This is a genomic window from Streptomyces sp. NPDC048278 (genome assembly GCF_040652195.1).
GTDB lineage: Bacteria > Actinomycetota > Actinomycetes > Streptomycetales > Streptomycetaceae > Streptomyces.
In genome coordinates, this window is record NZ_JBEZLP010000006.1 from 144,603 (window position 1) to 168,805 (window position 24,203).

Here is a 24,203-nt window from a genome sequence, read left to right on the forward strand (position 1 = left end):
ACCCGCCCGTCCCGGCGCCACCCGCCGGGACCGGCGTCGGCATCCGTACCGTCGGTAAGCCCCGCGACGGACACCCCGACCGCGACGTCCCTCCGATCAGCCCGCCGCCTCCTTGCGGCGTGCCCGGTACGCGGCGACATGCAGGCGGTTTCCACAGGTCCGGCTGTCGCAGTAACGGCGCGAACGGTTACGGGAGAGGTCGACGAAGGCGCGCCGGCAGTCCGGGGCCTCGCAGCGCCGCAGCCGCTCCTGCTCCCCGGCGACGACGAAGAACGCCAGCGCCATCCCGCAGTCGGCGGCGAGATGGTCGGCCACCGAGGCGCCGGGCGCGAAGTAGTGCACATGCCAGTCGTAGCCGTCGTGGTCCGTGAGCCGGGGCGTGGTGCCCGCCGCCGCGACCAGCTCGTTGATCATCCCGGCGGCGATCCGGGCGTCCGGAGCGGCGAAGATGCCCGCGAACCGTCCGCGGACCTTGCGGACCGCCGACAGATCGAACTCCGAAAGCATGCCCACATCGCTGATGTCGTGGTTTCGTACGAAATCCTGGAGGGCCGCGACATCGGGCAGCCCGTCCGCCGCCGCGTCGTCCTCCGGCACGGTGTTCACCAGATCCACCACGGCGTCGAGGGAACACCGGGTGTCGTGGGTGATCAGCACGTTTCGCTCCCTGGCCTGAGGGTCGGGCGGGCGCCCGCCGATGGTGGCCGATGGTAGCGACATACGGCGGCCCCGCACCGTCCCTGTCCCGCTCGTGACTGTCCGGTACAACGCGTACCACCCGCCGGCGGTTCCACGGGCACGCGGACACACCGGCGCCGCCCCGTGACCCAACACGGTGGCGGCGCCGGTGCTGCCGTATGCGGTTGTCTAGGCCCGAGCCGTCTCCCCGAGTGGACGGCGCCGGGCGGCTTGGAGGGGGCGTGCCCTCAGCTCTCCGCCAGGATGTGCGACAACTCCTGATCGAGATCGAAGTGGCGGTGTTCCGTGCCGGGGGGCACGGCGGCGTCCGTCCGCTTCAGGAAGGACTCCAGGGCTCGCGCCGGGGCTTCCAGCAGGGCCTCCCCTTCCGGAGAGCTCAGGGCGATGCATACGACGCCCTGACCGTGACTGCGGGACGGCCAGACGCGGACGTCGCCGGTGCCGGTGGGGCGGTGCAGCCCCTCGGCGAGGAGGTCGCGGGCGAACACCCACTCGACGGTCTCCTCGGCTCCGGTGTGGAAGGTGGCGTGCACGGCGTAGGGGTCGGCCGTGTCGTACCGCAGGCCTGCGGGGACAGGCAGGGATGACTCGCTCGACACAACGAGGCGCAGGTGCAGCTCGCAGCTGACCGTGGTGTTCATAAGCGCCAGGGCCTTTCGCTCAGTGTGCGCTCGGGGATTCGCACGTCGGCGAAATCGACATGCCACCTACGGTGCCGTTGTAAACCCCTCTGAGTGTTTTGCGTGTGTTTACGTAACTCTTCCGGCCGAGAACCCGGACGCGATCTACGACCATTCCGGTGACCTGAATCGCTCAGGTAGGGTTTGGTCGTATGAATACGGGGAGTAACGAACCGGGCGAGGCTGCCGTGGTCTCGGACGGGAGTCAGGTGGACGGCGCGACGACGGACCGGGCGGGCGACGAGCGGGGGCTCGGATCGCGGGCGCCGGAGTTCGTCAGGGCGCGCCGGATGCTGCACCTGAGCTGGCAGGTCGGGGTCTTCGCGATCGGCCTGGCGGTGGTGGCCGTGGGCATCGTCCTGCTGCCGTTGCCCGGACCCGGCTGGGTGATCATCTTTGCCGGCATGGCGATCTGGGCGACCGAGTTCGTCTGGGCCCAGCTGGTGCTGCGCTGGACGAAGCGCAAGGTCACGGAGGCGGCCCAGAAGGCCCTCGACCCCAAGGTGCGCCGCCGCAACATCACGCTCACGACGATCGGCCTGGTGGTCGTCGCCGCGGGGGCCGGGGTGTACCTCTCCAGGTTCGGGATCGTGGTGCCCTGGAAGATCGAGGAGTGATCCGGCCGCCGGCCGCAGGCCCCGCCGACTGGTCCGGGGCACCCCCTGACATGGGGTAATGTTCTTCCTGCGCCCGGGCGATTAGCTCAGTGGGAGAGCGCTTCGTTCACACCGAAGAGGTCACTGGTTCGAACCCAGTATCGCCCACCCGGAACCACGGCCCACCTGCGAGAGTGCAGGTGGGCCGCGGTCGTTCCGGGGCTCGGAGAAAGCGCCGTCAGGGCGGCGGTGACCGCCTCGGGCGACGGCCACTGCGACCGCGTCGGTCACGGCGACCGCGTCGGCCATGACGACCCGCGACGACTGCCTTGGGCGACGGTCACGGCGACCGCGATGACCGCGAAGGCCACTGCGACCGCGCCGGCCATGACGACCGCGAAGGCCACTGCGACGGCGGCCACGGCGGCCACCGCGGCTGTGACGGCCACGGCGGTCACGTTCGGTACGTGGCCTGGGCGGCCCGAAGTCCGCGACAGTGCCGGGCCCGCGGGTTCCCATACCTCCGACGTCTGCCTGCCCCCGGCGGATCCCACCCCGCCCCACCCCAACCCCACCCCGCCCCACCCCAATCCCAGCCCTCCGGCCTTCGCCGCCCGAAAGCGTCCTGCCCCCGCCCGCCCCGCCGGCCTCGGCCCCCTCCGCCCCTGCTCACCGAGGCCAACCCGTAACCCCCGCCTCCTGAGGGCCACTTCGCGTTCGACCCCTCGACCGCGCGCCCCTCACCTGTGCTGTCGTCCGCCCCGCACCCCTCGCGGCCTCACGGTCCCGTCCCGCCCCTTCGGCCCCGCCCGCAAGAAATTCCTGTCCGAATCATTGACGCCTCACCGGCCCCTCCGTAACTTGTGCCAGCAAGCGCTTACTTGAAACGATTCATGCAGGCGTCGGCGACGCCGCGGGGAGGGGCCCGACTGTGGGAACCAGCAGGAACGTGGAGAGACGGACCATCCTGAAGGCGGCCGGGGCCACCGCGGCCACGCTCGGGCTCGCCGCGACGGCCGGGTGTGCAGGCGGCAGCGGTTCCGGGGACGGGACGGTGACGATCCGTTACTCGTGGTGGGGTGCCGAGGAACGCGCCCAGAAGATCAACAAGACCATCGCGCTCTTCGAGAAGAAGTACCCGAAGATCAAGGTCAAGACCGACTTTCAGACGTACGCGTCGTTCTGGGAGAAGTTCCAGACGCAGGCCGCCGGCGGAAATCCACCGGACGTTTTCCAGAATGCCGTCACCTTTCTCCGGAAGTACGACAAGCGAGGAATTCTCCTCGACCTCAAGTCACAGGTTCAGGCAGGAAATCTGAGCCTGGATCACTTCCGGGCCGGGGTCACCAAGGTCGGCGAGGTCGACGGAAAGCAGCTCGGAATCCCCGTCGGCTCCAACACCATGGCGCTGGTCATCGACAAGAAGGTCTACGAGAAGGCCGGCGTCGAGCCGCACACGGGCTGGACCTGGGACGACTACTTCAAGGCCCTGAAGACCATCCACGACAGGACCAAGGTCGCGGGGGACACCGGCTACTTCACGATCATGTACCTGTACGACCTCTACCTCCGCCAGAACGGCAAGGCGTTCTACACCGACGACGGACTCGGTTTCGACAAGGCCGACCTGACGGAGTGGTGGACCGACGGCTACAACCGCGTCAAGGCCGGCATCGTCACCGACCCGAAGACCGTGGCCCAGGACTTCCCCAAGTCCTCCCTCTCCGCCGGCCACGGCGCCTCCGAGTTCACCTGGGACAACTTCACCGTCCGCTACTCGGCCGAGGGCAACAGCACCTACGGCCTCGCCCCGATCCCGACCATGGACGGCAAGCACACCGGGCAGTACCTCGCCTCCCTGATGCTGAGCGCCTCGGCCCGCACCTCCCACCCCAAGGAGGTCGCGCAGTTCATCGACTTCATGGTCCACGACCCCGAGGTCGGCACGATCATGGGCTACGACCGGGGCATTCTCGCCAGCACCGAGCAGTACACGGCGTACAAGCCGACGGACGCGGTGAACAAGGAGATCGCGCAGTACGAGGACGACACCGCCAAGGCCGGCGTCCTCGGCACGATCACCCCGCACCCCTCCGGTGCCGACACGATCGAGGCCGCCTTCCTGCGCATCGGCGGCGACCTCGGCCAGGGCAAGACCAAGGTCTCCGACGCGGTGAAGCAGTTCTTCACCGAGTCCGAGGCCGCCTTCCAGGCCTGACGGGACCTGCTGTGACGCTAGTCAAGGACTCCCTGCCCGCGGCGCGCGGGCAGCGTACGGCCGCCTCCGCCGCCACGGGGCGGCGGCCCGGCCGCCGGCGCGAGAACCTCGCCGGCTACCTCTTCATGTCCCCGTGGATCGCCGGCTTCCTGCTGCTGACCGCGGGCCCGATGGTCGCCTCGCTCTATTTCGCGTTCACCGACTACAACCTCTTCAACACCCCGAAGTGGGTCGGGCTCGACAACTTCACCAAGATGTTCGACGACCCCCGCTGGCAGAAGTCGGTGGAGGTGACCGCGAAGTACGTGGTCATCGGCACCCCGCTGAAGCTGCTGCTCGCGCTCGGGGTCGCGATGCTGCTGGCCCAGAGCCGCCGCGGCCAGGCCTTCTACCGGGCCGCCTTCTACGCCCCCTCGCTCATCGGCGCGAGCGTGTCCGTCGGCTTCGTCTGGCGGTCCCTGTTCTCCGACGACGCGATCGTGGACCGTACCCAGTCCTTCCTCGGCTGGCACGTCGGCGGCTGGGTCGGCAACGCCGACTGGGTGCTGTACAGCCTGGTCGCACTGACCGTGTGGCAGTTCGGCGCACCCATGGTCATCTTCCTGGCCGGCCTGAAGCAGGTGCCGAGGGAGCTCTACGAGGCGGCCGAGATGGACGGCGCCGGACCGCTGCGCAGGTTCTGGAACATCACCCTGCCGATGATCTCCCCGGTGCTGTTCTTCAACGTGCTCCTGGAGACCATCCACTCCTTCCAGATCTTCGGCTCGGCGTACGTCGTCTCCAACGGCTCCTGCGGACCGGCCGACGCCACGCTCGTCTACACCTGCTACCTCTACGAGCAGGGCTTCAGGAACGCCCAGATGGGCTTCGCCGCCGCGATGGCCTGGATGCTGCTGCTGGCCGTGGCCCTGGTGACCGCCGTCCTCTTCTGGTCCCAGAAGAAGTGGGTGCACTACGAGGAGGACGCCCGATGAGTTCCCCCGTCCTGTCCCGCAAGCGCACCGGTTCCCTCGGCTGGCACCTCGGCGCCCTGCTGATCCTCGCGGTCATCCTCTACCCGGTGGTCTGGGTGATCGGCGCGTCGTTCAAGCCGAGCAAGGACATCATCAACAGCCTCCAGTTGTTCCCGGGCCACCCGATCCTGTCCAACTTCAAGGGCCTCGCCGACGGCATAGCGGACATCAGCATCTGGACGTTCTTCCAGAACTCGCTCTTCTACGCCGTCGGCGCCGTCGTCGGTGTGCTGGTCTCCTGCTCCCTGACCGCCTACGCCTTCGCCCGCATCCGGTTCGCCGGCCGCAACCTGCTCTTCTCCCTGATGATCGGCACCCTGCTCCTGCCGTATCACGTGCTGCTGATCCCGCAGTACGTGATGTTCCAGAAGCTGGGTTGGATCAACACCTACATTCCGTTGCTGATCGGCAAGTACCTGGCCACCGAGGCGTTCTTCGTCTTCCTGATGGTGCAGTTCATGCGCAATCTGCCCCGGGAACTCGACGAGGCGGCCCGGCTCGACGGCTGCGGGCACTTCCGCATCTACTGGTCGATCGTGCTGCCGCTGTGCCGGCCGGCCCTCATCACCAGTGCGATCTTCACCTTCATCAACGCCTGGAACGACTTCATGGGCCCGCTGATCTACCTCAACGAGCCCGGCAAGTACACGGTCTCGCTGGGCCTGATGATGTTCCGCGACTCCGACGGCGTGGCCGCCAACTACGGCGGGATGATCGCCATGTCCCTCGTCGCGCTGCTGCCCGTGCTGCTGTTCTTCCTCGCCTTCCAGCGCTATCTGATCGACGGAATGGCGACCTCCGGACTGAAGGGCTGATGACGTCGTGGCCGACGTGCGCGCAAGGCCGTCCGTCTTCGCGGAGCGGTTCGGCGTCTTCGCCGAGTGCCTGCTCACCGGGGTCTGGATCGCCGTCGCCTCCCTGGGGATCGTCACCTACCCGGCCGCCTTCGCCGCCGGTGCCCGGCACCTGCGCCGTCGTACCGGGCAGGTGGCCGGCGGTTCGCGGGAGTTCGTGAGCGACTTCCGGGCCGCGCTGCCCGGCGGCTGGCTCGTCGGGCTCGCCGGCTGGGCTGCCGTCGCCGCCGCCTGGGTGGACGTCCAGGCGGTGCGGGCCGGGCTGCCGGGCGGGCCGCTCGTCGGGGCCTTCGGCCTGTTCGCGGTGATCGGTCTCGCGGTCGCGGGGCTGCGCGCGGCGGCCGTCTGGGCACCCGGCGACCGCTGGCGCACCCTGCTCGCGGCGGCCGGCCGCCGTACCGTCCGCGACCCCGGCGGATCCTTCCTGCTCGTCGGGGGAGCGGTCCTCGTGGTCTGTTCCGCCCTGCTCGTCGCGCCGCTGGCGGTGCCCGTGCTGGGCGCCGTGACGGCGGCGGCCGTCGCTGTGGAGGAGCGTCACCGGCGCCGCTGACCGGCCTGTTGTCAGGGGCGGTGCCTACGGCGCCGTTCCTCTTCCTGTCATGCCCCTGACCATCTTCCCCTGACCATCTTGCCCCTGACCACCTTGCACCCGCACGGAAAGGAAAGGCGGAAACATGTCTCCCATCCCTCGCAGGTCCCTGCTCAAGGCGGCGGCCGTCGCCGGCGCCGCCGCCCAGTTCAGCTGGGCACTGGGGACGAAGGACGCGCAGGCCGCGCCCGGGGCCGGGGCCGCCGACGCGGACCCGGTGACCCTGGACTGGCTGGAGGACGGCGGCCTCGGCGCCGCGCCCGGCTCGACCGTCGGCGTGCCCTGGCCGATGGGCGCGTTCCAGGAGGACCAGACCTTCGCGCTGACCGACGAGACCGGCAAGGACGTGGCCGTCCAGACCTGGCCGCTCGCCTACTGGCCCGACGGCTCCCTCAAGTGGACCGCGCACGCGGTGAGTTCGGGGAGCGGAAAGCTCACGCTCGCGGCGGGCGACCCGGCCGCACCCAGCCGGAAGGTCACCGTCGACAAGAGCGGCGGGACCGTCGACGTGTCCACCGGCGTGATCGCGGTGAGGATCGGCAAGAACGGCTCCACGATCATCAAGTCCGTCACCCGCGGCTCCACCGAGATCGCCAGGAACGGCCGGCTGGTCCTTATCCGGCAGCCCGAGATCGAGGACGAGGACCAGGGCGCGGTCAGGACCGAGCGCTTCGACGGCGCGATCGGCTCCGTCACCGTCGAGCAGGACGGCCCGGTCCGCGCGGTCGTCCGCATCGACGGCAAGCACCGCAAGGGAAGCCGCAGTTGGCTGCCGTTCTCGATCCGCCTCTACTTCTACGCGGGCGCCGACTCCTTCCGCATGGTCCACACGATCACCTACGACGGCACGCAGGAGCCGGGCAGGGCGAGCGGCGACTTCATCCGCGGGCTCGGCGTCCGCTTCGCGGTGCCGATGCGGGACGCGGCCTACGACCGGCACGTCCGCATCGGCGGCGAGGGAACGGGCCTGCTGCGCGAGGCCGTCCAGGGCATCACGGGGCTGCGCCGCGACCCCGGTGCGGCCGTGCAGGCGGCTCAGTACGCGGGGGAGAAGCTGCCCGACCCGGCCACCTGGGACCAGCGGGTCACCACCCGCCTCCAGTACATCCCGAACTGGGGCGACTACACCCTCGCCCAGCTCTCCGCCGACGGCTTCACCCTGCGCAAGCGCACGAAGAAGGGGTACGGCTGGATCCCGGCCGGCGGCGGCAGGCGGGCCTCCGGCTTCGGGTACGTCGGCGGGGCGAGCGGCGGACTCTCCTTCGGGCTCCGGGACTTCTGGCAGAAGTTCCCGGCCCAGCTCGACATCCGCGACGCCCACACCGACGAGGCCGAGGTCACCCTCTGGCTCTGGTCGCCCGAGGCCCAGCCGATGGACCTGCGCTTCTACCACGACGGCATGGGCCAGGACACCTACGCCGAACAGCTCGAAGGCCTAAACATCACCTACGAGGACTACGAGCCGGAGTTCGGCACCCCCTACGGCATCGCCCGCACCTCTGAACTGCTGTTCTGGGCCAACGAGACGACACCGACCCCCGAGGCGCTCGCCGACCAGGTCGACGCGGTCCGGGTGCTCCCGCAACTCACCGCCCCGGCCCGGCAGTTGATCAAGGCCAAGGTCTTCGGCCCCGGCCTGTTCTCCGAGCCCGACCGCTCCACCGCCGCCAAGGCGAAGATCGAGGACCACCTCGACTTCCTCTTCACCTACTACAAGGACCAGGTGGAGCAGCGCCGTTGGTACGGCTTCTGGGACTACGGCGACTTCATGCACACCTACGACACCGTGCGCCACCAGTGGCGGTACGACGTCGGCGGCTACGCCTGGGACAACTCCGAGCTCTCGCCCGACCTCTGGCTCTGGTACGCCTACCTGAGAAGCGGCCGGTCGGACATCTTCCGGTTCGCCGAGGCGCTCACCCGGCACACCGGCGAGGTCGACGTCTACCACATCGGCCAGTGGGCAGGGCTCGGCACCCGGCACGGCATCCAGCACTACGCCGACAGCGCCAAGCAGCAGCGCATCTCCAACACCACCTACCGGCGCTTCTACTACTTCCTCACCGCCGACGAACGCGTCGGCGACCTCATGGCGGCCAACGTCGACTCCGACGAGACGTTCCTCGTCCTCGACCCGCAGCGCAAGGTCCGCACCGACCCCTACACCCCCGACCGGCACGCCCTCTCCATCGGCTTCGGCACCGACTGGAGCGGCCTGGTCTCGGCCTGGCTGACCGAGTGGGAACGCAAGGGCCCCAAGTGGGAGAAGGCCAAGGCCCGCGTCCTGTCGACCATGGAGGGCATCGCCGCCCAGCCCAACGGCTTCGTCCAGGGCAGCGGCCTCTACGACCTGGACACCGGCAAGTTCGCCACCGCGGCCACCCCGGTCGTCTCCGTCTCGCACCTCTCCGCGGTCTTCGGCCTCAACGAACTCTGCGCGGAACTCATCTACTTGGTCGACATGCCGAAGTTCAACGAGGTCTACTTCGACTACTGCCGCTACTTCAACGCCACCAAGGCGGAACAGACGGCACGCTACGGCTCCAACTTCGGCACCCTGCTGCTCTTCCAGGGCCACTCGCGCCTCGACGCGTACGCCGCCGTACAGACCGGCGACGCGACGCTCGCCAAGCGCGCGTGGACGAAGTTCTACGCCTCCGACGGCTACATGGAGTCCTCGCCGTGGCAGACCGAGCCGCTCTCCGGCCCGGTCACGCTCGTCGCGGGCAGCGAGGCGAGCTGGGTGTCCTCCAACGACACCGCGCTGTACGGGCTCGCGGCCATCGAGAACCTGGCCCTGCTCGGCGACAGGATGCCCTCGTAACGGAAGTGGGGGAGCGCCGTCGCACGGGCGGCGGCGCTCGTACCGGTGAGTGTGGTTCAGGTCACTTCGCGTGGGCATGAGTACGCGTACTCAGATCCGCGGCCTGCTCCGCCGTCTGCTCCGCGGTCTGCGACAGACTGGGGCCATGGACTGGAACCACTACCGTTTCCGCAGCCTGTGGCCCCTCCCGGTACCGCTCACCACGGTGTACGAGGCGCTGCGGGAGGTGGAGGAGTACCCGCGGTGGTGGCCCCAGGTGCGTGCGGTGGAACGGCTGGGCGACTCCGTCGCCGTCCTCACGATCCGGTCGTTCCTTCCGTACGACCTCACGTTCACCGCACGCGAGGCGCGGCGCGACCCCGGGGCCGGCGTGCTGGAGATCTCGATGACCGGCGACATCGAGGGCTGGGCCCGCTGGACGGTCGCCGCCGACGGCGCCGGCACCCTCGCCCGCTACGAGCAGGTCGTCGACGTCCACAAGCCGCTGCTGCGGCGACTCGCCCCGCTGGGGCGGCCGTTCTTCCGGCTCAACCACCGGCTGATGATGAGCTCGGGACGGCGCGGGCTGCTCGCCCACCTCCAAGCGGTTTGAACGGAACCCGCCGGTACCTGTATCGTTCCCTCCGTTCCCGGGCGATTAGCTCAGTGGGAGAGCGCTTCGTTCACACCGAAGAGGTCACTGGTTCGAACCCAGTATCGCCCACCACCGGGAAGGCCGGTCCGCCGATGCGGACCGGCCGTTTTCGTCCGGGGCGCCTAGGCTGGCCACATGGACGCTGATTCCGAGATCAGAGCGGCTGTCGAGGAACACTGGCGGGCGTCGGAACGCGGGGACGTCGAGGCCGAGCACGCCGTCTACGCCGTGGACGCGATCCTGGACTACCCGCAGTCGGGCGAGCGTTTCCGGGGGCGCGAGGCGATCGCGGCGCAACGCGGCGGGCACCCCGCCGACCGGCACTTCACCGTCCTGCGCATCACCGGCCGTGCCCACCTGTGGGTGAGCGAATGCGTCATCACCTACGACGGTGCGCCCTCGTACTCGGTGAGCATCATGGAGTTCGCCGACGGGCACGTGGTGCACGAGACCCAGTACTTCGCCGACCCGTTCGGCGCGCCCGCCTGGCGGGCGGCGCTCGCGGAGCCGATGCCGGGACGGACCGTCACGGGCACCTGACACCCCGCCCCGAGGGCCCGTCAGCCGACCGGTTCGCCGTCCGCGGTGCGGGAACGCGCCCGGTAGGCCCCCGGCGTGACGCCCAGGTTGCGGACGAAGGCCCGGCGCAGCGACTCCGGGGAGCCGAAGCCGGTGCGCCGGGCCACCGTCGCCATCGGGTCGTCGCTGCCCTCCAGCATCGCCTGGGCGGCCTCCATGCGGACCTGCTCGACGTAGCCGGCCGGGGTCGTGGTCAACTCCTCGTGGAACAGGCGCGTCATGTGACGGGGGCTCACGCCCGCCAGGCGTGCCATGGCCGCCACGGTGTGCGGGGCGGACGGGTCCTCGGCGACCGCGTCCAGGACCCGGCGCAGCATCTCCTGACGCGCGCGGGGGGTGCGGGTGCGGACACTCAACTGCGACTGGCCGCCCGGCCGCTGCATGAAGACGACCATGTCCTTGGCCGTGGCGCGGGCGGCGTCAGCGCCGAGGTGCTCCTCGACCAGGGCGAGCGACAGGTCGATGCCCGAGCTGACCCCGGCGGAGGTCATGACGCGCCCGTCGCGTACGAACAGGGCGTCGGTCGCCACGGTCACCCGTGGGTACCGCAGCGCGAGCTGGTCGGTGAACCGCCAGTGCGTGGTCGCGGTGCGCCCGTCGAGCAGCCCGGCCGCGGCGAGGAGGAAGGCGCCGGTGCAGACGGACGCGGTACGGAGGCTGCGCGCGTCGAGCGCCCGCACGGCGTCCAGCAGGGCGTCGTCCTTGACGAGGGAGGGCCACTCCGGACCGCCGGGGACGACGAGCACGTCGGTGACGTCGCGTACCTGTGCGGCGGCGAGGTCGACCCGCAGACCGGTCCCGGCCGACGTCGTGACGTCGGCACCGTCCGGGGAGACCATGCGCACGCGGTAACGGCCGCCGAACTCGTTGGCCGACGAGAACACCTCGACCGGACCGGTGACGTCGAGCAGACGTACGCCGGGGAAGACCAGCACGGTCACCAGCAGCGGCTTCCTGCCTGACGGCCTGTCCTTCATCGTGCGCCTCCCGGCCGGACGGACCTCCCACCATAGACCTTATGGGTTTGATTTTCAAACTCATCAATGCGGGGGTGTCCCGATGTCCGGGTGTGAGGGCGTCCTGGCGCGTGCCGCCCTCTGTCGGGACCCCCGCCGCGCCATACGTTCGCAAGGCCGGCCGCCCGACGCTTCCGGCCGTGGTCAGAGCGACCCGAGAAGTTCCGACACCACAAGAGAAGGCCCTGCACGCCGTGGCACCCCACTGCACTACCACCCCAGCGGTCCCGCCCCAGGGCGGCCGGACTCGGAGAGGTTCCCGGGCTGCCCGTGCCCGACCGGCCGGGGCGGACGGAGCCGCGCGGGGGCGGCTCGGGCCCGGTTGGTTCGCGGCCGTCATGGGCACCGGGATCGTCGCCGTGGCGGCGGCCACGCTGCCGCGCACCCTGCCCGGACTCCGTGAGGCCGCCACGGCGGTCTGGGCGGGGGCCGGGCTGCTGCTGATCGTGCTGGCGGCCCGTTACCTCGGGCAGCGGAAACTGCGCGTGCACGCCGGCGATCCCCTGCTGGCGCAGTTCCTCGGGGCACCTCCGATGGCACTGCTCACTGTGGGGGCCGGGACGCTGCTGCTCGGCCCGCGGCTGATCGGGGAGCGGGTGGCGCTGGACGCGGACCGGGTGCTGTGGTCCGCCGGTACCGTGCTCGGTCTCGCCAGCGCCTGCGCGGTGCCCTACCTGATGGTCACGCGGCACCGGTTCACGCCGGACGCGGCCTCCGGCGGCTGGCTGCTGCCGGTGGTGCCGCCGATCGTCTCCGCGGCGACGGGTGCACTGCTCGTGCCCGGGGCACCGGCCGGGCAGCCGCGGCTCGCCCTGCTGCTGGGCTGCTACGCGCTGCTCGGGCTCGGGCTGGTGGCGGTCCTGCTGGTGCTGGCCATGGTCTACAGCCGACTGGTGCACCACGAGGCACCCAGCGGTGCGACGGTACCCACGGTGTGGATCGGGGTGGGGGCGCTGGACCAGGTGGTGACGGCGCTGGGCGGGCTGGCCACCGCGGCGCCGAGCGCGCTCCCCGCTCCGTACGCCCGCGGGAGCGCGGTCGCGGCGGTTCTCGGCGGGCTCGGGATATGGGGCTTCGCCATGCTGTGGCTGGTGCTCGCCACGGCGCTGACCGTGCGCGAGATCCGCAGGGGGCTGCCCTTCGCGCCCACCTGGTGGTCCTTCATCTTCCCGCTGGGCGCCTGCGTCACCGGCACCAGCGCCCTCGCCACCCGTACCGGCTCGCAGCCGTTCGTGTGGTGTGCCGTCACCCTGTACGCGCTGCTCGTCGCGGCCTGGGCAGTGGTCGCGTGGCACTCCCTGCGGCACGCCGTCGGACGGCGCCGTCGGGCCGGTGGGCCCGCCTCGCACAAGGGTTCCTGACTAGGTTCGTGCCACGGTGCGGGGCCGGACCGAGGCCGCCACCAAGGCTACGAACACGACACACCAGACCGCCGCCGCGACCCAGACCTCCACACGGCCGGCGGCGGTCATCCACCCGGCTCCGGTCGCCCGTCCCAGCTCGTGCGTACTGGCCGCGTACATGCCGATCGGGAAGACCAGGTTCCACCAGCCGAGCTCGTAGCGCAGCGGAATCCGGCGCACCATGTGCCGCCACACGCCCAGGGCGAGCAGCAGCGGGACCAGCCAGCTGGAGAACGACCACAGGATGATCGACGTCCCGAGGACGACCGGACGCGACAGCAGCAAGGGGCCCGGCGCGAGCGCGACCAGCCGCACTCCGGCGAGCACCGTGATCGCCGCCGCCCCCATGAAGATCCAGACCGAGGTCATGAGCCCTTCCGGCCGCACCGGCCGGGCCAGCAGCCGGGCCAGCACGATCGCGGCGGTCAGCAGGTACTGCACCAGGCCGACCGCCCAGCACACCACCGCCAGTACCGGCAGCACGGGGCCCGGGACGTCCCGGGCCAGCGAGGCCGCCGCGACCGCCACCGACTGCGATCCCACCGCCCACAGGAACCAGGTGCCGTTCACCTGGTCGATCGACGGTTCCCGCCGCAGGGTGGTGATGAGCGCCAGCGGAATGCCGTAGTCCAGCACCAGCTACATCAGCACCCCGAACGCCAGGAACGCCCCGGCCGCCGCGGTCTGCCCGGCCGGGACGAGGCGCGCGGCCAGCACGTTCGCCGAGATGGCGAGGGTGAGGAAGGCGAAGGCACGCGGCCCGAGAAGATCCGCGACGAACCGCTGCCGACGGCGCAGCAGCCGCCGGCCGTAGGCGGGCACCAGTACCGCGAATCCGGCCAGGGCCACCCAGAGAAGCACCGTGGAGAAGGCGCCGGCGCCGACGAGGTACAGGCACGTGGAGACGATGCCGGTGCCCATGACGAACGCGAGCGCCCCCGGACTGACGTCGGCCGGCGCGGCGGAGAGAGCCGCGGAGAGAGCCGCGGAGAGGGCGGCACGGCGTCCGGGCGCGCCTCCGTCGGGACCGGTGAGCCATTCGGCGAGGACCGCGGCATGGCTGTGGTCCATGTCCCGGGCCGCGGTGAGCAGGGTGACGCTGCCGTGCTCGGCCAGGTCGCGCAGCCGGGCGGCCGACTCGCGGTGCCCCGGGTCGCCGAGTTCGGCCAGGTAGCGGCGCCGGAACTCGCCGTACCGGCGCGGGTCCTGGTCGTACCACTGCTGCAGTCCGGCGGACGGCGCGACGTCCCCCAGCCACTCGTCGACAGGCGGACCCTGCCCGCGCACGCCTTCCGGCCAGGCACGGTCGACCAGCACCCGCTCGCCGGTGCCGCCGTCCTCGGAGGGCGTTCGCCCGGGGATCCCGCGGCAGATGATCTGTCTGGGCATGATCCACGCTCCGGCCGCTCTTGCGGTAAGTGCATTTTAGTGGAATGCGTATGCCGTGCTCAGCGGAAGGCCGCCGCCACGAGGGCCTGCTGCTCCAGGGCGTGCCGACGGGCGGAGCCGACCGCGGGAGCGGGTGCCTCGGGCCGGCTGACGCAGTCCACCGGGCCCGGCGCCGACCGGCGCAGACGCGGCGCGACGAACGACCACGCACCCTGGTTCTCGTGCTCCTCCTGCACCCAGCGCACCTCCGTGGCAGCCGGGAAACGGGCCAGTTCCGCCGTGAGCTCCGCCTCGGGGAACGGGTAGAGGCGCTCCACGCGGATGATCGCCGTGTCCGCCGTACCCGACCCGTGCCGGTGGGCGTCGAGGTCGTGGCAGACCTTGCCCGAGCAGAGCAGTACCCGCGTGACCCGGGCGGGGTCCACCGTGTCGTCCGGCAGGACCGGGCGGAAGCCGCCCTGGGTGAACTCCGGCAGGGCGGAGACGGCCGCCTTCGACCGCAGCATCGACTTCGGGGTGAAGACCACCAGCGGTCGCCCGCGGCCGTTCAGGGCCTGCTCCCTGAGCAGATGGAAGTAGTTGCCGGGCAGCGTGGGCAGAGCGACGGTCATGTTGTTCCGCGCGCACAGCTGGAGGAAGCGCTCGATCCGGGCGGAGGAGTGGTCGGGGCCCTGCCCTTCCAGACCGTGGGGCAACAACAGCGTCAGCCCGGAGCGTTGGCCCCACTTCTGTTCCGACGACGCGATGTACTCGTCGACGACCGTCTGCGCGCCGTTGGCGAAGTCGCCGAACTGGGCCTCCCACAGCACCAGGGCCTCCGGCCGGGCCAGTGCGTAGCCGTACTCGAAGGCCAGCGCCGCCAGTTCGGACAGCATCGAGTCGTACGGCGTGAAGCGCGCCGCCCGCGGGCCCAGCGAGTTCAGCGGCGTGTGCTCCGCGCCGGTGCGCCGGTCGACCAGCACGGCATGGCGCTGGCCGAAGGTGCCGCGCCGCGAGTCCTGCCCGGCCAGCCGCACCGGGACGCCCTCCAGCAGCAGAGAACCGATCGCCAGCGTCTCCGCGGTGGCCCAGTCGACCGCGCCGGTCCTGAGCACCGCCGAGCGCCGCTCCAGCTGCGGCAGGACACGCGGATGCACGGTGAAGCCCGGCGGCAGGTCGGCCTGCGACGCGATCACCTGCCGGACGGTCGGCTCGTCGATGGCCGTCGCCGTAGGGCGGGCGAGCCCCGGTCCGGGGCCGGCGCCGGGAGCACCGTCGGAACCGGCGGCGTCCTCGGCGGGTTCGGGAGCGGGCAGCCCCCGGGTCTGCCCGAAGGCGCTCTCCAGATGATCCCGGTACGCGCGGCGGGCGTCCCGCACCTGGCGCTCGGTGATGTCCCCGCGGCCCAGCAGGGCCTCGGCGTACAGCGCCCGCACCGAGGCCCTGGCGTCGATGCGCTCGTACATCACCGGCTGGGTGACGGACGGGTCGTCGACCTCGCTGTGCCCGTGGCGCCGGTAACAGACCAGGTCGACGACGACGTCCTTGCGGAACGTCCGGCGGTAGTCGAAGGCCAGCCGCGCGACACGGTCGACGGCCTCCGGGTCGTCACCGTTGACGTGGAAGACCGGAGCCTCCACCATCCGCGCCACGTCGGTGGCGTAGGTGCCCGAACGGCCGTTGGCGGGCAGGGTGGTGAAGCCGACCTGGTTGTTGACGACCACGTGGACCGTCCCGCCCGTGCGGTAGCCGGGGAGTTGGGACATGTTCAGGGTCTCGGCGACCACGCCCTGTCCGGCGAAGGCGGCGTCACCGTGGACGACGACCGGCAGTACCCGGAGAGGACGGTCGTGGTCCGCGGCGAGGTCCTGCCTGGCGCGCACCACTCCCTGGGCCACCGGGCCCACGAGCTCCAGGTGCGAGGGGTTCGCCACGACCGAGACGGCGATGGTGCCGCCGTGCAGGTCGTGGTAGGTGCCCTCCGCGCCCAGGTGGTACTTCACGTCCCCCGAACCCTGCACGGACCCGATGTCCACGGCGTCCTCGAACTCGCCGAAGATCTGGGCGTAGGACTTGCCGACGATGTTGGCCAGGACGTTGAGCCGGCCGCGGTGCGCCATCCCGATGACGGCTTCCGCGCCCCCGTCCTCGATGGCGCGCAGCAGCAGGGCGTCGAGCAGCACGACGGCCGACTCGCCGCCTTCGAGCGAGTACCGCTTGTGTCCCACGTACTTGGTCTGGAGAAACGTCTCGAAGGCCTCCGCCGCGCCCAGCCGGTAGAGGATCCGCAACTGCCGGGCACGGTCCGGGCGCTGCCGCGGGCTCTCGACGCGCTGCTGGAGCCAGCGGCGTTCACGGGAGTCCTGGATGTGCATGTACTCGAACCCGGTGGTCCGGCAGTAGAACTCCCGCAACGCGCCGAGCACTTCGTCGAGCGTCATCGTGTCCTGGCCGGCGAACCCGTCCACGGCGAAGTGCTCCGCCCGGTCCGCCTCGTGGAGTCCGAACGCGGCGATGTCCAGCTCCGGATGAGCCGTTGCCGGCCGGGCTCCGAGCGGGTCCGTGTCCGCCATCAGGTGGCCGCGCACCCGGTACGCGTGGACGAGGGCCGCGACCCGGACGGCCCCGACCGCCGCCGGGGCCGAGGAGGACGCGGGGGACGCGGCGGACTCGGCGGACTTGGCGGACTCGGGTGCGAAGAAGTCCCGCCACCTCTCGTCGACCGAGCCGGGGTCGTGCAGGTAACGCTGCCGCTGCTCGTCCACGACCCACTGGTTGAGCCCGAAGTCCAGCCGGTGCGCCACTGCTGGAGCGGTGTCTGGTTGCGATGTCATGGCGCGAACGCCTTCTTCCCTGTGCGGAGCCGTCTTCCCTGTGCGAAGCCGTCGGGCTGTCGACGCTAGGACTCGGGGAGCGCGGGGACGGACGGTCCGCCGGGCCAGGTCGGCCTCACATCGGGACATCGGCCGACATGCGTGGGGCGCGACCGTGTCCTGATCCGAGGGTGTGCTGTCCGTTCGGTACGCGATCGAAGCCGTACGGCATCCGGTTGTGACGGTCCGGCCGCGGGCTCGCGGTCGCGGGGTCCACCTCTGGGGAACGAACATGAACGACTGCGATCCGTCGGACACCGACCGGCGGCGGGCTCCGGCCGTGCTGCGGACTCTGGGCCTCCTCCACGGTGAGCTGCGGGCCCTGCACGGTCTGTCGCTCCAGGACTACCTCGTTCTCGGCGTCCTGGCCGAAGCCGAAGCCGAAGCCGAAGCCGATGCCGATGCCGATGCCGAAGCCGGACCCGTGCCCGTGCCTGTGGCCCGGCTGACCGCGCTCCTCAGGGAGTCGGGAACCCGGATGTCCTTCGTCCTGAGGGGGCTCCAGGCGGCCGGACTGATCGAACGCGGTCGCCGGGGCGGCGACCGCAGGACGGTCGAGGTCACCCTGACCGACGCGGGACGCGCGGGCTTCACGGAGGCCGAGAACACGGCGGGGGAGCTGCTGCGCCGGCTCCCGGTGGCGCCGGAGCGGGGCGCCGGGACGACCGGCGCCCCGCCCCTCACGCCGCCGCCGGCAGTTCCGGCCGCATCGGCCAGTACGTGTTCACCGTCTCCGGCGTGCCGCTGCGGGTGAACCACGCCTGGAGGCCGCGGGCCTGTGCCGCGTGCCAGGTCGTCTGCAACGTGTGCAGCTCGGCCGGGGTCAGGCGCTCCAGGCGGGTCGCGAAACGGCGGCCCAGCGCCCGTACGAGCTCCAGGGACGCGAGCGCGTCCGCGCCCGCGTCGTGCGCGCCTTCGAGGGTGACCTCGTAGTGCGCGCACAGGTCGGTCAGGGTCCGGCGGCCCTTGCGGTAGCGGTCCAGATGCTTGTCCAGGACCCGGGGATCGAGGACGAGCAGCGGGCTCGCCTCGAACCAGCGGTCCAGTGCGGACGCCCGGTGCCGGCGCAACTCCCGGTCCAGCAGCGTCAGATCGAACGGCGCGTTCATCACCACCAGCGGGCGGTGCATCGCCGCGTGCTCGGCCAGTTCCTCGGCTATCTCATGCATCACCGGCGCCGGCCAACGGCCGTTGCGCTGGAGGTGCTCGTCCGTCAGCCCGTGTACCGCCGTCGCCGCTTCCGGCACCGGCACACCCGGGTTGACCAGCCAGCGGGTCACCCGGGGTCGGGTGCCCGGGGCGTCCTGGACGACGACCGCGGCGGACACGATGCGGTCGGTCTCCACGTCCACGCCCGTGGTCTCCGTGTCGAAGGCCGCCAGGGGCCCCTCGTACCAGCACGTCATGCCAATACAACTCCTCGTTCACCCACGGCAGGTGACGTTCCGTCTTCTGCCCGTTTGGTGATACCCGGGCCGTTTGCGGCGTACGCCGGAAGGACACAACAGGAGTGCGGGTCTTTGCAGTTCAGCGGCCCGCCACGGGGAAACTCTTTGGCTGGGAAGGCTGTTGGTCATGGCGATAGCGCAGCCCGAACGGGGCGGGCTGCTGCCCGAGCGTACGGGCCCCCATCGCGGCACACTCGCGACCACCGCCTGCATGGAGACACTGCAGGTGGGCTATCTGCATGCCGTCGCGGCGGCGGCCGGCTGCTCGCTGTCCCAGCCGTTCCCGGACAACGGCATCGACTGGCACGTCAGCCACGGCTCGCCCGGTCACACCGTCGACGACGAGGTGACGATAAAGGTGCAGCTCAAATGCACCTACCAGATCGCACCCAACCCGCCGGGACGTTTCTTCTCCTTCACGCTGGACAACGACCACCTGCGCAAGCTCGCCCGCACACCGGTGTCGGTGCACAAGATCCTGGTGGTGATGCTGGTACCGCGCTCCCAGGACGACTGGCTGCGCGCCAGCCACGACCGGCTCGATCTGCGCCACTGCTGCTACTGGGTCAACCTGGCAGGGCACCAGATCACCGGCCGGCACCGGACCACCGTGCGGGTTCCGACCTCGCGCATCTTCGACGACCGGGCGCTCTGCGAGATCATGACGCGGGTCGGGACGGGAGGCAGACCATGAGGCACCGTCCGTACGAGGAGCAGCTGCGGGAGGTCCGGCCGCATCCCGACGAGCTCCACGGGCCCCACTGGAACCATCCCCCCGAGCCCGCCGAGGTCGACCCGGCCGTGCTCGGCGCCCTGCTGCGCCGGCACGGCTGGCAGCGGCGCGGGGGAGCACCGGGACGCTACGGCCGCTGGACCCCACCCGGGCCGGGCAACACCGGCACCAGCCTGCTGGTACCCGAGAACCGCGCCTTCCCGGACAGTGACGACCTGCTCGGGGAGGCGCTCACGGCTCTCGTGCGCAGCGGTACGCCCGCCGCGCGCGAGGTGCTGGTGGGGCTCGCCGTGCCCAGCGACGAGATCCGCTGGTGGCGGGACGTGCCCAGCGGACCCGCGGACGCCGCGTCCTGGACGGTCGAGGAGCAGCTGCGCACCGCCGCCCGGCAGACCCTGCTGGCCGGCGCGCTGGCCACCCGCGCGCGTGCCGGTTACTACGGCGCCCGGCACAAGCGCGCCGCCGCATCGATGCTGGAGTCCGTCCTCGTCGGCTCGGCGGACGGCGGGCGCGGCCTGGCCGCGTTCGTGCCCGTCGGCACCGGCCGGCCCCTCGCCGTCCGCCTCCACCAGGCCCTGTACGCGGTCCGCGAGGCCATCGACTACCAGCGGGCCACCGGCGGCATGGACGCCTTCGACGGCGCCGTCGAGGCGGGCGTGAGCCGGGAGCTGACCGACGCCCTCGTCACGCTCGTACGCGGTACGGAAGGCGCCCGGGTCTCCGTGGAGTGGGCGCCGGGCGCCGGGGTCCCCGACGACTGCGCGGCCACCACCGAGCCGATCGAGTTCTCGCCCGGCGACCTGCCCGTACTGCGCGAGGCCGGCGCCCGCTACCTGCGCGACGAACCCTCGGTCGCGGTCCGGGTCACCGGCACCGTCGTCCGCATGCGCCGCTCCGAGCCGCGCGGCGAGGGCGCGGTACGGCTGCGGGTGATCGCCGGGGCCGACGTGCCGTACGTCCGGGTCACCCTCGACGAGGAGGACTACCGGATCGCCGGGCAGGCACATCTCGTGGGTCTTCCGGTACGCGTGCACGGGCGGCTGGAGAGCCGGGGCGGCTTCCGGCGGCTGTCCGGTGCCTTCGGGGTCGCGCCGGTCCAGGTGGACGATGCCGAGCGGGACCGGCTGGTGAAGTCGCTCCAGGAGAACCTCGACTTCTTCGAGGAGGCGTGCACCGGGGACGACTGCGACTGAGCGGGGACTGTCGGTAACCGTTTCGCGGACGGAGGGTCGGGGTCGGTACGATCCCCTATTGCGCGCGCTCCTGGTATGGCGCCGCATCCACCTTCAGTCAGGAGAGACCGGTGTCAGACGTCCGTGTGATCATCCAACGCGATTCCGAGCGGGAAGAGCGCGTGGTGACGACGGGCACTACGGCCGCCGAGCTCTTCGCCGGCGAGCGCTCGATCGTCGCCGCCCGGGTGGCCGGTGAGCTCAGGGACCTCGCGTACGAGGTGCGGGACGGCGAGACCGTCGAGGGCGTCGAGATCTCCTCCGAGGACGGCCTCAACATCCTGCGCCACTCCACCGCGCACGTCATGGCCCAGGCCGTGCAGGAGCTGTTCCCCGAGGCCAAGCTGGGCATCGGCCCGCCCGTCAAGGACGGCTTCTACTACGACTTCGACGTCGAGAAGCCCTTCCACCCCGATGACCTCAAGGCCATCGAGAAGAAGATGCAGGAGATCCAGAAGCGCGGGCAGAAGTTCTCCCGCCGTGTCGTCACCGACGAGGCGGCCCGCGAGGAGCTGGCGGACGAGCCGTACAAGCTGGAGCTGATCGGCCTCAAGGGCTCCGCGTCCAGCGACGACGGCGCGGACGTCGAGGTCGGCGCCGGCGAGCTGACGATCTACGACAACCTGGACGCCAAGACCGGCGAGCTGTGCTGGAAGGACCTCTGCCGCGGTCCCCACCTGCCCTCCACCCGGCTCATCCCGGCGTTCAAGCTGATGCGCAACGCCGCCGCCTACTGGCGCGGCAGCGAGAAGAACCCGATGCTCCAGCGGATCTACGGCACCGCCTGGCCGTCCAAGGACGAGCTGAAGGAGTACCTGGACTTCCTCGCCGAGGCCGAGAAGCGCGACCACCGCAAGCTGGGCAGCGAGCTCGACCTGTTCTCCATCCCGGAGCAGATCGGCTCCGGCCTCGCCGTCTTCCACCCCAAGGGCGGCGTCGTCCGCCGCGTGATGGAGGACTACTCGCGCCGCCGGCACGAGGAGGAGGGCTACGAGTTCGTCTACACCCCGCACGCCACGAAGGGGAAGCTCTTCGAGACGTCCGGGCACCTGGACTGGTACGCCGACGGCATGTACCCGCCCATGCAGCTCGACGAGGGCGTGGACTACTACCTCAAGCCCATGAACTGCCCGATGCACAACCTGATCTTCGATGCGCGCGGCCGGTCCTACCGTGAACTGCCGCTGCGCCTGTTCGAGTTCGGCACCGTGTACCGGTACGAGAAGTCGGGCGTCGTGCACGGCCTGACCCGGGCCCGCGGCTTCACCCAGGACGACGCGCACATCTACTGCACCAAGGAGCAGATGGCGGAGGAGCTCGACAAGACGCTCACCTTCGTCCTGAACCTGCTGCGCGACTACGGTCTGACCGACTTCTACCTGGAGCTGTCCACCAAGGACCCGGAGAAGTTCGTCGGCTCCGACGAGGTCTGGGAGGAGGCCACCGAGACGCTCCGCTCGGTCGCCGAGAAGCAGGGCCTCCCGCTCGTCCCCGACCCGGGCGGCGCCGCCTTCTACGGCCCGAAGATCTCCGTGCAGACCAAGGACGCCATCGGCCGCACCTGGCAGATGTCGACCGTCCAGCTGGACTTCAACCTGCCCGAGCGCTTCGACCTGGAGTACACCTCCGCCGACGGCTCCAAGCAGCGCCCGGTGATGATCCACCGCGCCCTGTTCGGCTCCATCGAGCGGTTCTTCGCGGTGCTTCTGGAGCACTACGCGGGCGCCTTCCCGGCATGGCTGGCCCCGGTCCAGGCGGTGGGCATCCCGATCGGCGACGCGCACGTCGACTACCTGCACAAGTTCGCCGCCGAGGCGAAGAAGCAGGGCCTGCGGGTCGAGGTGGACGCGTCCTCCGACCGCATGCAGAAGAAGATCCGCAACGCCCAGAAGCAGAAGGTGCCCTTCATGGTCATCGCGGGCGACGAGGACATGGCGGCCGGCTCGGTCTCCTTCCGCTACCGCGATGGCTCGCAGGAGAACGGCATCCCGTTCGACGAGGCCATCGCCAAGATCGCGAAGGTGGTCGAGGAGCGGACCCAGGTCTGATCCGGCTCCCCCGGAGGCCCTCGGAGATCACTTCTCCGGGGGCCTTCTCTCGTCCTCGTTCAGCGCGAACCGCTGCAGCATCCAGGACGAGAACGAGCCCGTGACCGTGCCCAGCAGCGCAAGACCGCAGGCCATCAGCCCGGCGGCGATGAACCGCCCCAGGGTGGTCACCGGGACGTAGTCGCCGTAGCCGACCGTGGAGAGGGTCGAGCACGTCCACCAGAGGGAGTCGCCGAAGGTGCGGATCGTGGCGTTCGGGGCCGAGCGTTCGACCTGGTAGACGGCGAGGGCGCCGGAGAACCCCAGCAGGGAGATCGACAGCGTCGAGTAGAGCGCCACGCGCGCGTGCAACGGGAGCCGGGGCTCCCCGCGCCGGCGCTGGATCGACTCGTAGGTCCGCACGACCCGCACCGGCCGCAGCAGGGGCAGCACCAGGACGACCGTGTCCAGCCAGTGCCGCCGTACGAACGCCGGTCCCTCGCCGCTGAGCCGCCAGCGCACCGCGTAGTCGACGGCGAACATCGCCCAGGCCGTGTACAGCAGCGACAGGAAGAAGACGTGCGCGGCGTCCGGCAGCCGGGGCAGCAGCACGTGCACCGCGTACGAGCCGAGGAAGGCCAGCGAGGCGACGCCGAGCACGAGGTCGGTCCTCCGGTCCCAGCGCACCAGCCGGCTGTCGTCGTCCATCCGCCCAGCTTCGCCGTCCGGGGCTTTCCCCCGGCCCCGGCGACACGCCGCGAACGGGCGAAGCCATATGCTGCCTAGCATGACGAGTGAGCCGGAGCAGCAGATCGGAGTGGGGACGCAGGACGCGTTCCAGCGCCTGTGGACGCCCCACCGGATGGCCTACATCCAGGGTGAGAACAAGCCGACCGGTCCGGGGGCCGACGACGGCTGTCCCTTCTGCTCGATCCCGGCCAAGTCCGACGAGGACGGGCTGATCGTCCGGCGCGGCGAGCACGTCTACGCGGTGCTCAACCTCTACCCGTACAACGGCGGTCACCTGATGACGGTCCCGTACCGCCATGTCGCCGACTACACGGACCTGACCGGCCCGGAGACGGTCGAGCTGGCCGAGCTGACCAAGCAGGCGATGACGGCGCTGCGCACGGCGTCCGGCGCCCACGGCTTCAACATCGGCATGAACCAGGGCACGGTGGCGGGCGCCGGCATCGCGGCCCACCTGCACCAGCACATCGTCCCGCGCTGGGGCGGCGACACGAACTTCATGCCGGTGGTGGGCCACACGCGCGTCCTGCCGCAACTGCTCGCGGACACCCGCAAGATGCTCGCCGAGGCCTGGCCGACGCCACACTGAACAGCAGCGCAGCGCCCCGAAGGGGGCGCTGGGGGCACCCCCGGCCGAAGGCTTGGGGAGGAACTGCGCGACCAGCCA

At 70.9% G+C, this 24,203-nt stretch carries 20 protein-coding genes, 2 tRNA genes and 3 pseudogenes; 16 read left to right on the forward strand and 9 right to left on the reverse strand.

Annotated elements, in window-relative coordinates; translation table 11 throughout:
- Positions 1-96: 96 nt before the first annotated feature.
- Together AB0D74_RS13650 and AB0D74_RS13655 are read right to left on the reverse strand one after the other, a co-directional pair.
- Complete coding sequence (locus tag AB0D74_RS13650) at positions 97-657, reverse strand: CGNR zinc finger domain-containing protein (RefSeq protein WP_362584619.1); 561 nt, start codon at positions 655-657, stop codon at positions 97-99.
- Positions 658-926: 269 nt separating this feature from the next.
- Complete coding sequence (locus AB0D74_RS13655) at positions 927-1,340, reverse strand: SsgA family sporulation/cell division regulator (protein ID WP_004002642.1); 414 nt, start codon at positions 1,338-1,340, stop codon at positions 927-929.
- A 191-nt stretch (positions 1,341-1,531) separates the two neighbouring features.
- Here AB0D74_RS13655 and AB0D74_RS13660 point away from each other — a divergent pair, with 191 nt between their 5' ends.
- Together AB0D74_RS13660 and AB0D74_RS13665 are read left to right on the forward strand one after the other, a co-directional pair.
- Entirely contained in the window at positions 1,532-1,996 is a 465-nt protein-coding gene (locus tag AB0D74_RS13660; RefSeq protein WP_362584622.1) for a TIGR02611 family protein, read from the forward strand.
- Between the two features lie 75 nt (positions 1,997-2,071).
- Positions 2,072-2,143 (forward strand) — tRNA-Val (locus tag AB0D74_RS13665).
- Positions 2,144-2,262: 119 nt separating this feature from the next.
- Here AB0D74_RS13665 and AB0D74_RS13670 read toward each other — a convergent pair.
- Positions 2,263-2,424: a hypothetical protein gene (locus tag AB0D74_RS13670; RefSeq protein ID WP_362584625.1), complete on the reverse strand. Its 162-nt coding sequence runs from the start codon at positions 2,422-2,424 to the stop codon at positions 2,263-2,265.
- 482 nt (positions 2,425-2,906) lie between these two features.
- On the opposite strand from AB0D74_RS13670, the gene AB0D74_RS13675 reads away from it, so the two are divergent.
- From AB0D74_RS13675 to AB0D74_RS13710, 8 genes are all read left to right on the forward strand, one after another.
- Positions 2,907-4,193, forward strand: a complete 1,287-nt coding sequence (locus AB0D74_RS13675) for an extracellular solute-binding protein (protein ID WP_362584628.1) — start codon at positions 2,907-2,909, stop codon at positions 4,191-4,193.
- Between the two features lie 11 nt (positions 4,194-4,204).
- Positions 4,205-5,167, forward strand: coding sequence for a sugar ABC transporter permease (locus AB0D74_RS13680; RefSeq protein ID WP_362584630.1), 963 nt, complete (start codon positions 4,205-4,207; stop codon positions 5,165-5,167).
- Positions 5,164-6,021: a carbohydrate ABC transporter permease gene (locus tag AB0D74_RS13685; RefSeq protein ID WP_362584633.1), complete on the forward strand. Its 858-nt coding sequence runs from the start codon at positions 5,164-5,166 to the stop codon at positions 6,019-6,021. Before AB0D74_RS13680 ends, AB0D74_RS13685 begins: the two co-directional genes overlap by 4 nt.
- Before the next feature lie 16 nt (positions 6,022-6,037).
- Positions 6,038-6,610, forward strand: coding sequence for a hypothetical protein (locus AB0D74_RS13690; protein WP_362585121.1), 573 nt, complete (start codon positions 6,038-6,040; stop codon positions 6,608-6,610).
- Between the two features lie 124 nt (positions 6,611-6,734).
- Positions 6,735-9,473 (forward strand): Tat pathway signal sequence domain protein, encoded by a 2,739-nt coding sequence (locus AB0D74_RS13695; RefSeq protein WP_362584636.1) that lies wholly within the window; start codon positions 6,735-6,737, stop codon positions 9,471-9,473.
- 145 nt (positions 9,474-9,618) lie between these two features.
- Positions 9,619-10,065, forward strand: a complete 447-nt coding sequence (locus tag AB0D74_RS13700; protein ID WP_362584639.1) for an SRPBCC family protein — start codon at positions 9,619-9,621, stop codon at positions 10,063-10,065.
- A gap of 39 nt (positions 10,066-10,104) precedes the next feature.
- Positions 10,105-10,179, forward strand: a tRNA-Val gene (locus AB0D74_RS13705).
- A 63-nt stretch (positions 10,180-10,242) separates the two neighbouring features.
- A complete protein-coding gene (locus AB0D74_RS13710; RefSeq protein ID WP_362584642.1) occupies positions 10,243-10,647 on the forward strand; it encodes a nuclear transport factor 2 family protein in 405 nt (134 codons plus the stop codon).
- A 20-nt stretch (positions 10,648-10,667) separates the two neighbouring features.
- On the opposite strand, the gene AB0D74_RS13715 is transcribed toward AB0D74_RS13710, so the two are convergent.
- Entirely contained in the window at positions 10,668-11,663 is a 996-nt protein-coding gene (locus tag AB0D74_RS13715) for a DJ-1/PfpI family protein (RefSeq protein WP_362584644.1), read from the reverse strand.
- Positions 11,664-11,704: 41 nt separating this feature from the next.
- On the opposite strand from AB0D74_RS13715, the gene AB0D74_RS13720 reads away from it, so the two are divergent.
- Positions 11,705-13,063, forward strand: a complete 1,359-nt coding sequence (locus AB0D74_RS13720; protein ID WP_362584647.1) for a TDT family transporter — start codon at positions 11,705-11,707, stop codon at positions 13,061-13,063.
- Here the strand turns inward: AB0D74_RS13720 and AB0D74_RS13725 are convergent.
- From AB0D74_RS13725 to AB0D74_RS13735, 3 pseudogenes are all read right to left on the reverse strand, one after another.
- Positions 13,064-14,041 (reverse strand): annotated as a pseudogene (locus tag AB0D74_RS13725) (tellurite resistance/C4-dicarboxylate transporter family protein); the annotation flags it as partial. It abuts the gene before it with no gap.
- A gap of 93 nt (positions 14,042-14,134) precedes the next feature.
- A pseudogene (locus AB0D74_RS13730) lies at positions 14,135-14,494 on the reverse strand (DUF488 family protein); the annotation flags it as partial.
- Positions 14,495-14,553: 59 nt separating this feature from the next.
- A pseudogene (locus tag AB0D74_RS13735) lies at positions 14,554-17,277 on the reverse strand (multifunctional oxoglutarate decarboxylase/oxoglutarate dehydrogenase thiamine pyrophosphate-binding subunit/dihydrolipoyllysine-residue succinyltransferase subunit); the annotation flags it as partial.
- A 301-nt stretch (positions 17,278-17,578) separates the two neighbouring features.
- On the opposite strand from AB0D74_RS13735, the gene AB0D74_RS13740 reads away from it, so the two are divergent.
- Positions 17,579-18,100, forward strand: a complete 522-nt coding sequence (locus AB0D74_RS13740) for a hypothetical protein (RefSeq protein WP_362584650.1) — start codon at positions 17,579-17,581, stop codon at positions 18,098-18,100.
- Here AB0D74_RS13740 and AB0D74_RS13745 read toward each other — a convergent pair.
- Positions 18,027-18,752 (reverse strand): 3'-5' exonuclease, encoded by a 726-nt coding sequence (locus AB0D74_RS13745; protein ID WP_362584653.1) that lies wholly within the window; start codon positions 18,750-18,752, stop codon positions 18,027-18,029. The genes AB0D74_RS13740 and AB0D74_RS13745 overlap by 74 nt on opposite strands.
- A gap of 169 nt (positions 18,753-18,921) precedes the next feature.
- On the opposite strand from AB0D74_RS13745, the gene AB0D74_RS13750 reads away from it, so the two are divergent.
- The 3 genes from AB0D74_RS13750 to thrS all read left to right on the forward strand — a co-directional run bounded on the left by AB0D74_RS13750 (position 18,922) and on the right by thrS (position 22,807).
- The gene (locus tag AB0D74_RS13750) at positions 18,922-19,488 is read left to right on the forward strand and encodes a DUF4365 domain-containing protein (protein ID WP_362584655.1); all 567 of its coding nucleotides are present in this window, start codon (positions 18,922-18,924) and stop codon (positions 19,486-19,488) included.
- Positions 19,485-20,720: a hypothetical protein gene (locus AB0D74_RS13755; protein WP_362584658.1), complete on the forward strand. Its 1,236-nt coding sequence runs from the start codon at positions 19,485-19,487 to the stop codon at positions 20,718-20,720. Before AB0D74_RS13750 ends, AB0D74_RS13755 begins: the two co-directional genes overlap by 4 nt.
- A gap of 110 nt (positions 20,721-20,830) precedes the next feature.
- Complete coding sequence (thrS, locus tag AB0D74_RS13760; protein WP_362584661.1) at positions 20,831-22,807, forward strand: threonine--tRNA ligase; 1,977 nt, start codon at positions 20,831-20,833, stop codon at positions 22,805-22,807.
- A gap of 27 nt (positions 22,808-22,834) precedes the next feature.
- Here thrS and AB0D74_RS13765 read toward each other — a convergent pair whose 3' ends face one another.
- On the reverse strand, positions 22,835-23,494 hold the full coding sequence (locus AB0D74_RS13765; RefSeq protein ID WP_362584664.1) for an ion channel: 660 nt from the start codon (positions 23,492-23,494) through the stop codon (positions 22,835-22,837).
- Between the two features lie 67 nt (positions 23,495-23,561).
- Between AB0D74_RS13765 and AB0D74_RS13770 the strand changes: the two genes are divergently transcribed.
- Positions 23,562-24,125, forward strand: a complete 564-nt coding sequence (locus AB0D74_RS13770; protein ID WP_362584667.1) for an HIT domain-containing protein — start codon at positions 23,562-23,564, stop codon at positions 24,123-24,125.
- Positions 24,126-24,203 lie beyond the last annotated feature (78 nt).

Bases quoted from the DNA above. Each gene is read 5' to 3' on its own strand.
- AB0D74_RS13750 (WP_362584655.1), top strand. From the start codon at position 18,922: ATGGCGATAGCGCAGCCCGAACGGGGCGGGCTGCTGCCCGAGCGTACG.
- AB0D74_RS13770 (WP_362584667.1), top strand. From the start codon at position 23,562: ATGCTGCCTAGCATGACGAGTGAGCCGGAGCAGCAGATCGGAGTGGGG.
- AB0D74_RS13700 (WP_362584639.1), top strand. From the start codon at position 9,619: ATGGACTGGAACCACTACCGTTTCCGCAGCCTGTGGCCCCTCCCGGTA.
- AB0D74_RS13655 (WP_004002642.1), bottom strand. From the start codon at position 1,340: ATGAACACCACGGTCAGCTGCGAGCTGCACCTGCGCCTCGTTGTGTCG.
- AB0D74_RS13685 (WP_362584633.1), top strand. From the start codon at position 5,164: ATGAGTTCCCCCGTCCTGTCCCGCAAGCGCACCGGTTCCCTCGGCTGG.
- AB0D74_RS13660 (WP_362584622.1), top strand. From the start codon at position 1,532: ATGAATACGGGGAGTAACGAACCGGGCGAGGCTGCCGTGGTCTCGGAC.
- AB0D74_RS13740 (WP_362584650.1), top strand. From the start codon at position 17,579: ATGAACGACTGCGATCCGTCGGACACCGACCGGCGGCGGGCTCCGGCC.
- AB0D74_RS13765 (WP_362584664.1), bottom strand. From the start codon at position 23,494: ATGGACGACGACAGCCGGCTGGTGCGCTGGGACCGGAGGACCGACCTC.
- AB0D74_RS13715 (WP_362584644.1), bottom strand. From the start codon at position 11,663: ATGAAGGACAGGCCGTCAGGCAGGAAGCCGCTGCTGGTGACCGTGCTG.
- AB0D74_RS13745 (WP_362584653.1), bottom strand. From the start codon at position 18,752: ATGACGTGCTGGTACGAGGGGCCCCTGGCGGCCTTCGACACGGAGACC.
- AB0D74_RS13755 (WP_362584658.1), top strand. From the start codon at position 19,485: ATGAGGCACCGTCCGTACGAGGAGCAGCTGCGGGAGGTCCGGCCGCAT.
- AB0D74_RS13710 (WP_362584642.1), top strand. From the start codon at position 10,243: ATGGACGCTGATTCCGAGATCAGAGCGGCTGTCGAGGAACACTGGCGG.
- AB0D74_RS13695 (WP_362584636.1), top strand. From the start codon at position 6,735: ATGTCTCCCATCCCTCGCAGGTCCCTGCTCAAGGCGGCGGCCGTCGCC.
- AB0D74_RS13720 (WP_362584647.1), top strand. From the start codon at position 11,705: ATGGGTTTGATTTTCAAACTCATCAATGCGGGGGTGTCCCGATGTCCG.